Source organism: Candidatus Schmidhempelia bombi str. Bimp, from assembly GCF_000471645.3.
Taxonomy (GTDB): Bacteria; Pseudomonadota; Gammaproteobacteria; order Enterobacterales; family Orbaceae; genus Utexia; species Utexia bombi.
In genome coordinates, this window is sequence record NZ_AWGA01000052.1 from 1 (window position 1) to 8,587 (window position 8,587).

At 37.3% G+C, this 8,587-nt stretch carries 7 protein-coding genes and 1 pseudogene; 1 reads left to right on the plus strand and 7 read right to left on the minus strand.

Going from position 1 to position 8,587, the window contains the following annotated elements:
• From O970_RS04990 to O970_RS05015, 6 genes and pseudogenes are all read right to left on the minus strand, one after another.
• Positions 1 to 805: pseudogene (locus O970_RS04990) on the minus strand (peptidoglycan glycosyltransferase FtsI); the annotation flags it as partial.
• 2 nt (positions 806 to 807) lie between these two features.
• Positions 808 to 1,149 (minus strand): cell division protein FtsL, encoded by a 342-nt coding sequence (gene ftsL, locus O970_RS04995; RefSeq protein ID WP_024496048.1) that lies wholly within the window; start codon positions 1,147 to 1,149, stop codon positions 808 to 810.
• A gap of 8 nt (positions 1,150 to 1,157) precedes the next feature.
• Positions 1,158 to 2,090, minus strand: a complete 933-nt coding sequence (rsmH, locus tag O970_RS05000; protein WP_024496049.1) for a 16S rRNA (cytosine(1402)-N(4))-methyltransferase RsmH — start codon at positions 2,088 to 2,090, stop codon at positions 1,158 to 1,160.
• A 748-nt stretch (positions 2,091 to 2,838) separates the two neighbouring features.
• On the minus strand, positions 2,839 to 6,423 hold the full coding sequence (recB, locus tag O970_RS05005) for an exodeoxyribonuclease V subunit beta (RefSeq protein ID WP_036562726.1): 3,585 nt from the start codon (positions 6,421 to 6,423) through the stop codon (positions 2,839 to 2,841).
• The gene (gene sixA, locus O970_RS05010; RefSeq protein ID WP_024496050.1) at positions 6,423 to 6,878 is read right to left on the minus strand and encodes a phosphohistidine phosphatase SixA; all 456 of its coding nucleotides are present in this window, start codon (positions 6,876 to 6,878) and stop codon (positions 6,423 to 6,425) included. The genes recB and sixA overlap by 1 nt, the downstream gene beginning before the upstream one ends.
• Positions 6,879 to 6,902: 24 nt before the next feature.
• A complete protein-coding gene (locus O970_RS05015) occupies positions 6,903 to 7,199 on the minus strand; it encodes a YfcZ/YiiS family protein (RefSeq protein ID WP_024496051.1) in 297 nt (98 codons plus the stop codon).
• A gap of 568 nt (positions 7,200 to 7,767) precedes the next feature.
• On the opposite strand from O970_RS05015, the gene O970_RS05020 reads away from it, so the two are divergent.
• Positions 7,768 to 8,007 (plus strand): YecH family metal-binding protein, encoded by a 240-nt coding sequence (locus O970_RS05020; RefSeq protein WP_024496052.1) that lies wholly within the window; start codon positions 7,768 to 7,770, stop codon positions 8,005 to 8,007.
• 55 nt (positions 8,008 to 8,062) lie between these two features.
• Here the strand turns inward: O970_RS05020 and O970_RS05025 are convergent.
• The coding region (locus O970_RS05025; protein ID WP_024496053.1) for a biotin--[acetyl-CoA-carboxylase] ligase at positions 8,063 to 8,587 on the minus strand (525 nt) is incomplete at its 5' end.

Consider the following 8,587-nt stretch of genomic DNA (forward strand, 5'->3'; position numbering starts at 1 on the left):
AAACCGCAGAGCCAGAATCCGCTTTGTTAAAACTAACTGCTTGACTTAACTCTTTATAAACTAAATTTTGTAACCGTTGATCAATACTTAATATAATATCTTGACCTTTTTCACTATCAATTGAGGCAATATTTTCAATCACACGACCAAAGCGATCACGCCTAAACGTTCTTTTCCCCGATTCACCAGTGAGCCAACTATTATAACTATGTTCTATTCCTTCAGCACCAATACCAGAGATATTGGTAAAACCGATCAACTGCGCCAAATTTTCTCCCGCAGGATAATAACGTTTTGGCGATTTATCAAAAGCAACCCCAGGAAGTTTTAATTGACGAATATAATTAGCCATGGTCTCAGAGATATGACGTGATAAATAGATAAAACGGGCATTACTATTATTAATTTTAGACGCTAATGTTAATACAGGTGTTTGAATACTATCTGCCAGTGCCTGCCAACGGGAATCTTCAGCATTTACCCCACCTTTTTCATTGATAAGTTTAGGATCAGCCCAAACATCATACATATCAACACTCGCGGCTAACACTCGCCCCGTTCTATCAAGAATGGTTCCACGTAAAGCGGTAATCTCTTTTTCTCTAAGCGAACGCTTATCTGCCTCTCTGATTAATCTATCAGGATCAAATACCTGCAAAAAAGCTAAATGACCGATTAAGCTTAAAAAACTAATAAAAATTAATCCATAAACAATAAATAAACGCCATTTAGCAAAAAAATTTTTTTTATCTTGCCTGATGATCGGCTGATTTATCTTCTTTTTCGTTGTTATTTTTAATCTCATAGTTATTTTGCTAACGACTTATTTTTAACAATAACAATAGTTTCTGTTTTACTATTCACATTCTGCATATTAAGTTTATTAATCACTTCTCTTTCTATCCGTTTGTGATCGGCCAACACATTTTCTTCTAAAATTAAATTACGAAACTCATTTTCTAGCACATCCCGTTCTAGTAATAATCGTTCTTGCTCGCTAATAAATAATCGTGTTGCTTGCGTCGTGTTTAAGATTAAGAAAGCAGAAATAATGATAAATAGTAATAGTAACAGGGATAAACGATAATGTTGGAAAAGATCGTCTATGATAACCCTCAATAAATTAGTCCGCGTTTTCTTGACATTCATAATGTATTTTATATTCTCTCAGCAATCCGTAACATCGCACTACGTGAACGTGGATTCTGTTCAATTTCGGCGTGACTTGGTTTGATCTTACCCAATGACTTAAACGATTTCGTCCCATATTGCATTAGTTGACTTTCTGTTAAGGGGAGTCCTGCGGGAATATCCGGTCCTTTACTTTTTTGTGCAATAAACTGCTTAACAATTCTATCTTCAAGAGAGTGAAAACTAATTACAGATAGCCGTCCACCATGCGATAAAAGCGACTCGCTTGCAGCTAAAGCTTGAGAAACCTCTTCTAATTCGCTGTTGATATAGATACGTATTGCCTGAAAACTCCGCGTTGCAGGATGTTTATGTTTCTCTTTAAATGGGCTCGCGTTATCAATTACATTCGCTAACTCGTGCGTACGTGTTATCGGTGCAAGGCGATTTTGCGCGATAATTGCCCGTGCAATTCGCTTAGCAAAACGTTCTTCGCCAAAGGTTTTAAGCACCCAAGCTAAATCTTCTTCGTTAGTTTGTAAAAGCCATTCACTCGCTGATAGTCCTTTAGAGGTGTCCATTCGCATGTCCAAAGGCCCATCACGCATAAACGAAAAGCCCCGTTCTGCATCATCAAGTTGAGGAGATGAAACGCCTAAATCCATTAAAATACCATCAATTTTTCCTGTTAAAGCAAGGGCTTCAACGTAATGTGCCATCTGTGAAAAAGCACCATGCACGAGTGTAAATCGTGCGTCAGTAATTTTTTTCGCTTCCGCTATAGCCATAGGATCACGATCAATGGCGATTAAACGACCTTGTGGTCCTAATTTATTTAAAATCAGACGTGAATGTCCGCCACGCCCAAAGGTCGCATCAATATAAATCCCCTCAGGTTTTATATTCAACGCCTCAACCGCTTCATGCAGTAAAACGGTGGTATGTTGGTATGATGTCATTAAATTCTCTAATAAAAAAATCAAAGGGTTAACTTTCTAAGTTTATTGGATAAACTTTCTCTATGTTCAGTACGCAAGTAAGTTGGTGTCTATTTTACCGATCCTCGATATAGACAACTCAGCTTATGCGTCAATTAAAACGCTTCAATTAGCATGATCTTATTACTTATTTATCGCTATTGATTGATTAGCTAAAATTATACGCCATTGGACATTATCTCTCGCTATTTGCTATTCGTCTATGTGCTCAATGAACTCGTTCTAAATTGACTAAAACCGATACGGGATAAAAAACTCATTTTTATTTGAGCGATTCAACTCCACAATGGAATTGTGCACTCAACAGGAATAAAATAGTCTATACGATACCTGTTATTCTACCCCTCTGATTCAACACTAAATTTAGGTTAGCTAAACATCCTTTTTTACTCAAAAAAGATAAGCGTTATACTATGACGTTTCTATTCATTCAGATGCAAATTTAAGTGTAATAAAAACAAATAGTTATAAAATCATCTTATCACCACCACGCTTCCCCACTTTTTACCACAAAATAAAATTTTTTGGTAGTGAGGAACATAAATTAATTACAGTAAAAATCCATTAACCGTAAGTAAAGCGCATGTAAATCACACATAATTATGCCTGAAATTAAATAAAGAGAATAGAATTAAAATTATCTTAATATATAAAACTACCCTTTATAAATAACAGCACGGCTAAGCATGGTCAGAAATAAAATACCTTATTAATTAAATAACGCATCCAGTTGTTCTATAAAACGTTGCTCTGGACGATAATAAAAGATACCATTTTGTGGGTGCATTTTACTCATTCCACGCAAAAAAAGATAATAAACGCCACCAAAATCGCGATGATAATCATAATCCGTTAAACGTTGTTGCAAATAACGATGTAGTGCAAGGCTATACAATTGGTATTGTAAGTCGTAGCGATGTTGACGCATGGCGTTTTCTAAAGCTGGTTGCGTATATGCCGTTTCATCCTCACCGAGCCAATTGGATTTATAATCAATGATATAAAAACGTCCCTGCCATTCAAAAACTAAATCAATAAAACCTTTCAACATTCCCTCTATGGTTGCAAAGGTTAAATCGCCACATTGGCGAGATAACGGATCATATTGTTTACACAGTTGATTTAATTGTGCCGCACTTAAGGGGCGACGAATTGGCAAATAAAAAGGTAACTCAATAAGTTTTTTGGTAGAACATAGCTGATTTAAAGCTAATCCTTCCGCAGATAATGGAATCTGTAATAGATCATTGATCCAGTTACACATAAAGGGTTGCCATTCATCATTAAGGTTGAGCCGAGTCAATATAGCAGCAACAATTTCCTCCGTTTGTGGCTGCTGGAAATTTAACTGTTCCATTAATTGGTGGAACAATGTACCGACATGAGCTCCCTTTGGAAAGGTATGCATAGAAAGCGATAAGGGGGTCTCTGTCCCCTTATCTAAGATAATGTCTTGTAAGGCGTTTGGTTGGTTTTCATCCTGTTGTACTTCAATATCATAAGCGGGAGAGAGGAGCTCAGAGACAATATTGGCTAACTGAGATGGGTTCGATTGCTGTAAACTCGAAAAACTAGCGACCTGCCAGTTATCATATAATTGCCGTTTAAAACGATTTGCAGTTAGTGTTGATCGTGTCGCTGCTGGTGGTGAATAACTTTCATATTCTTGATTTAATTCAACCACTTTACAATCAAATGTCGTCATGGAGAGTAAGCAACTTTTTAAAAAATCATAGTCCCCAGCTTCGCCTTTTTGTAATAAATAGCTTAAAGCGCTTTGATTAAGGCTCGTTTTTGTTGCCTTATTTGCGTTTAAACCAGCAATACCCATCGTGCATTGATAAATAGAACGTGTCATTGCGACATAAAGTAAGCGTAGATCCTCCGCTAGCCGCTCCTCTTCAATCAATGCTAACTCTTGAGGATCAGCATTGAATAAAGCAACTTTTTGTGTGTAGGTTTGGCGATCATGGTAAATCGGCTTTTCCGCCGCTCGATACTCACACATAAAAGGCAAATAAACAATAGGGTACTCTAATCCTTTTGCTTTAAAAATAGTGACGATTTTAACTAAATTATCATCATTTTCTAAGCGCTGCTGCTGATTCTCTACATTATCGGTAGGATTTTGAATCTGTTTAGTTAACCAACGCAATAATGCGGGTTGACTATCGAGTTCTTCCGATGCCACCTGCAGCTGTTCACCTAAATGCAACAAATTGGTTAGTATACGTTCCCCTTGGGGTTGCATTAAGATATTTTCAGCCATATGACGCTGCGTGATCATACGTCTTAGCATCGCTAACACACCATACCGTTCCCAGTAATGTCGATATTGCTGAAACTCTTCGACTATCTCCTCAAAACGATCTTGGTCCTGATTATAACTGTCAATCTCACTCATCGTCGTTGCCAATAACTGAGTGGCTAAGGCGGTATGGATATAACGATCATTTTCTGGATTCAATACCGCTTGCAATAACCACAATAGCTCCTTGGCTTGTTCAGACGCAAATACACTGCGACGATCAGAAAGGTAAACACTACGAATCCCTCGTTTAGTTAGCGCTTGTTGCATAATCTCGGCTTCATCAGCTTTACGAACTAAAATGACCATATCCGCCGATGTGATAGCGCGCTTATGCGTGCTATCTTCCACTAACCAAGCTTGTCCATGGCGACTAGCGACTAAATATTCATAAATTTGCTGAGCACAATAATCAGCACTAGCATGCCGATACTGAGTCAATGTGGTAATATTTGATGGCAGTAAATAACACTGCATTGCCTTCAAACGCTCGCCTTGTAATTCAACCGATTTGCTATTATTGCGTTTAGCGGCCTTAACCTTAATAAAAGGGATTTCATTAAAAATAAAGGGGTCTGTTTGCTGATCAAATAATTGATTAACCGCAGCTATCATATCAGCAGAAGAACGCCAATTGGTTTCCATTGTATAATAGTGGTCGACATATTGCTTTGCCTGAATATAAGTAAAGATATCGGCACCACGAAACGAATAAATAGCTTGCTTAGGATCCCCGATAAACAGTAAACCTGTTGCATGAGCATGAGACGCTTGATAAATACGATCAAATATCTGATATTGAATGGTGTCCGTATCCTGAAATTCGTCAATCATGGCCACTGGATACCGACGTGCTAGCGATTCGGCCAATTGATTTTGCCACTTATTACTTAAAGCATGATGAAGCTGATGTAAAACATCATTATAGCCCATTTCTGAGCGTTGTTGTTTTTGCCGTTTAAATTCAATTTGCACCCATTTAGCGATAGGAAATAACAAAAAGTATTTTAAATTAAATGATTCATTATATAGCGTCTCTATCGCCGTAAATAAACGATGTTTAGGCGGATTAGCTTGGCTTTTATCCGCTAAAGAGTTAGCAGCAAATTTTTGTAAATGTGAGGTCAGATAATAATCGTTGGTTTCTTGGACCGCCCATTCATCCACTTGTTGCAACCAATTGGTTAAATTGCGGCTACTATAAGATTTCTTGTTTATATCAGACCCAGCAATTAATGATTCAATTTCACCACGATATTGTTGCCACAACTGTTTGACCTGACAAATTTTAGTGATCTTATCCTTATGGAAAGTGACAATTAACTCTTCAATTGGCTTATCATTAATAATTTGTGTGGTCAATATCTCTGTATTATAAAGATAACCGACCACATCCTGATATAACTGCTTAGGATTTTTCCAAACCTGCTCAACAACACGTACCAATTCCGCCGATAGCGGATAAAAAAAACGTCGCCAAAAGTCTTGCACAACTTGTAAGCAAAGATGGCTATCATCGTCGACTAGTTGCTGAGTAAATAATACCCCGGATTCAAAGGCATTAGTCGTGAGTATGCGTTGACAAAAACCATGAATAGTATAAATCGCCGCATCGTCCATTTGTTGCTCAGCAAAGCGCAATGTCTGTGCCGCATAGTTAAAATCATCAATCAAATCAAGTAACTGCTGATAAAGGGGATCGGCATGGTAACCACGTAGACAAGCAATACGTAATTGATGGATATTTTCACGAATACGATAACGCAGTTCATCTGTGGCAGCATGCGTAAATGTTACGACTAAAATTTCATCGACGGTCAATGGACGATGATAAGCTTGTTCACCGATACCTAAAAGTAAACGCATATATAAGAAAGCTAAAGTATAGGTTTTACCTGTTCCTGCCGACGCTTCAATTAATGAACGTCCTATCATCGGGATTTGTAAAGGGAATAATGTATCGGGCGTTTTACTTTTCACTGTCATTATATTGAATGCATCCACTGGAAGGCGGTCTTTCTTTCTGGGGTGATATGAATACAGGCCACTGCTGCCGTATTAAACATCGGTGGTAAAACCGATGGGCAGAGCTGATTAACTAAATAACCAACCAAAGGTAGATGAGAAACTATTAATAAGCCATTAATCGTTGAGTCACAAAAAGTGAATAAATAATCAGCCACATGTTCAGGCGAACCCGCTGGCGTTAATGTCGAATCGACCTCAACGTGACCAACAGATAATATATTACTGACTTCAGAATAGGTCTGTTGTGCTCGCAGATAAGGGCTAACTAGGGCGTAATCCAGTTGAATAGCTTGTTGCTTTAACCAATACCCGACCTGCTGGCTCTGTTTGATTCCGTAAGGCGTTAATGATCGCTGAGCGTCTGATGAGGCATGAAATCCTGCCTCACCATGACGCATAATATAAATATTCATATGCTTATTATTAGATACAAAAAATTAGCGTAATCCTAATTGAAAAATTAAACTTTCCGCACCACAACAGAAAGTAAACGTAGCAGATAACTGATAGCCATCACTCACTTTTTCAATATGACTTTCAATTTGGCATGGTTCTGATTGCACGTTTTGCGCACGTTGCGTTAAATCTTTTAGCAACGCGTTTGCTTCCGCTTCGGTCGCCACAACTTGGTCAAATTTAGCAACACACTCTTCATTATCAATAATGGTACCGACATCAACACAACAACATGCTGCAACATCATTAGCACTGCATTTTTTTAAAGGATCAGACATGATAATCTCCTAGTTAAACCATCTATAAATATACTGCATTAAAAAATGCAGATCCTATTGCCAATAATAATTAATACACAATAAGTGTGCTATTATAACCAACAATTGGCGATTTGGCTTATTTTGTTTACTGCTTTTATCGTAATAAGTAATATTAACAGTGAATCAAAGAATTAATAGCTATAATTATTTACTAAGAGATAAAAAAGACCAATGTCAGCATAGTTACTTTATCCTTTTTAAAGCTTATCTTCTGATGATGAATTATGCTAAGGATTAAAATAAGTTTTGTCACCATTTTCGTTTTTTTGATTGATAATGTGACTAGCCAATAATGCTTACCTCGCTAAACAACTAGCATGTCTAAATAAGAATTAACCTATTAAAAATAGCCATCACCAGTATTTATCTATATAAGCTTACAATGATTACGATCAGAGAAATAGAGAATTACATTGCCATAAAAAAGTGAAGATAGCATAGGAAAATAGGACTAAACCATTTATACTTAATGTCGCACGAACTATGTCTATTTCTTATCTTTAAATACTTAACAAAGAGGTACAAAATGACATCAATTCATGGACATGAAGTCATTGCTATGATACAAGAAAATCACTATCAAAATGATAAAGAGCTACTTGAGCACATGAACCAAAAGTTTGGTGAACATGCTAAATTTCATACCTGTTCCCAATCTAATCTGAGTGCATATGAATTAATCTGTTTTCTTCAACGCCGAGGAAAAGTGGTAACAACCGAGAATAATGTGTTAGCGATTAATCCACAACGAATTTGCTCTCATTAAATAAAAAGCGCCTGATGAATCGGCGCTTTTATCAGTAAAATATGGCTTATCAAACTTATTCATCCGATCTTAAGGATATTTCACCCCCAACATAAGCAGTGACGTGACCTTGCTGTTCTAATAACAATGCGCCTTGTTGATTAATTCCTCGAGCAATCCCATGAATTTGCTTATCACCAATCAATAATTTAACTGGACGATCAACAAAATTATCTAATGTATACCAATCATCAATAAAAGCTGATAGCCCCTCTTTTTCAAAAGTCGCCATGGCTACTCTTAATGCTTGAATCAATTCTCCGACTAATTGATTGCGATCAATATCACCTAAATTTGCCCATTGCTGATTAACAATGGCTTGATCAGGTTTTTCCATAGCCAAATTAATGCCAACCCCCATCACCACATGGGCATCATCACCAGTACGACCAACCATTTCAACTAAAATACCCGCTAGTTTTTTATCTTGTAGATAGAGATCATTTGGCCATTTAACCTTTACCTCTTTACCTGAAACTTGATGAAGCACCCGCGCAATAACCGTTCCTATAGCCAGACTCAATCCCATGGTTGCGGCAGG

Bases quoted from the DNA above. Each gene is read 5' to 3' on its own strand.
- ftsL (WP_024496048.1), bottom strand. From the start codon at position 1,149: ATGAATGTCAAGAAAACGCGGACTAATTTATTGAGGGTTATCATAGAC.
- rsmH (WP_024496049.1), bottom strand. From the start codon at position 2,090: ATGACATCATACCAACATACCACCGTTTTACTGCATGAAGCGGTTGAG.
- recB (WP_036562726.1), bottom strand. From the start codon at position 6,423: ATGACAGTGAAAAGTAAAACGCCCGATACATTATTCCCTTTACAAATC.
- sixA (WP_024496050.1), bottom strand. From the start codon at position 6,878: ATGAATATTTATATTATGCGTCATGGTGAGGCAGGATTTCATGCCTCA.
- O970_RS05015 (WP_024496051.1), bottom strand. From the start codon at position 7,199: ATGTCTGATCCTTTAAAAAAATGCAGTGCTAATGATGTTGCAGCATGT.
- O970_RS05020 (WP_024496052.1), top strand. From the start codon at position 7,768: ATGACATCAATTCATGGACATGAAGTCATTGCTATGATACAAGAAAAT.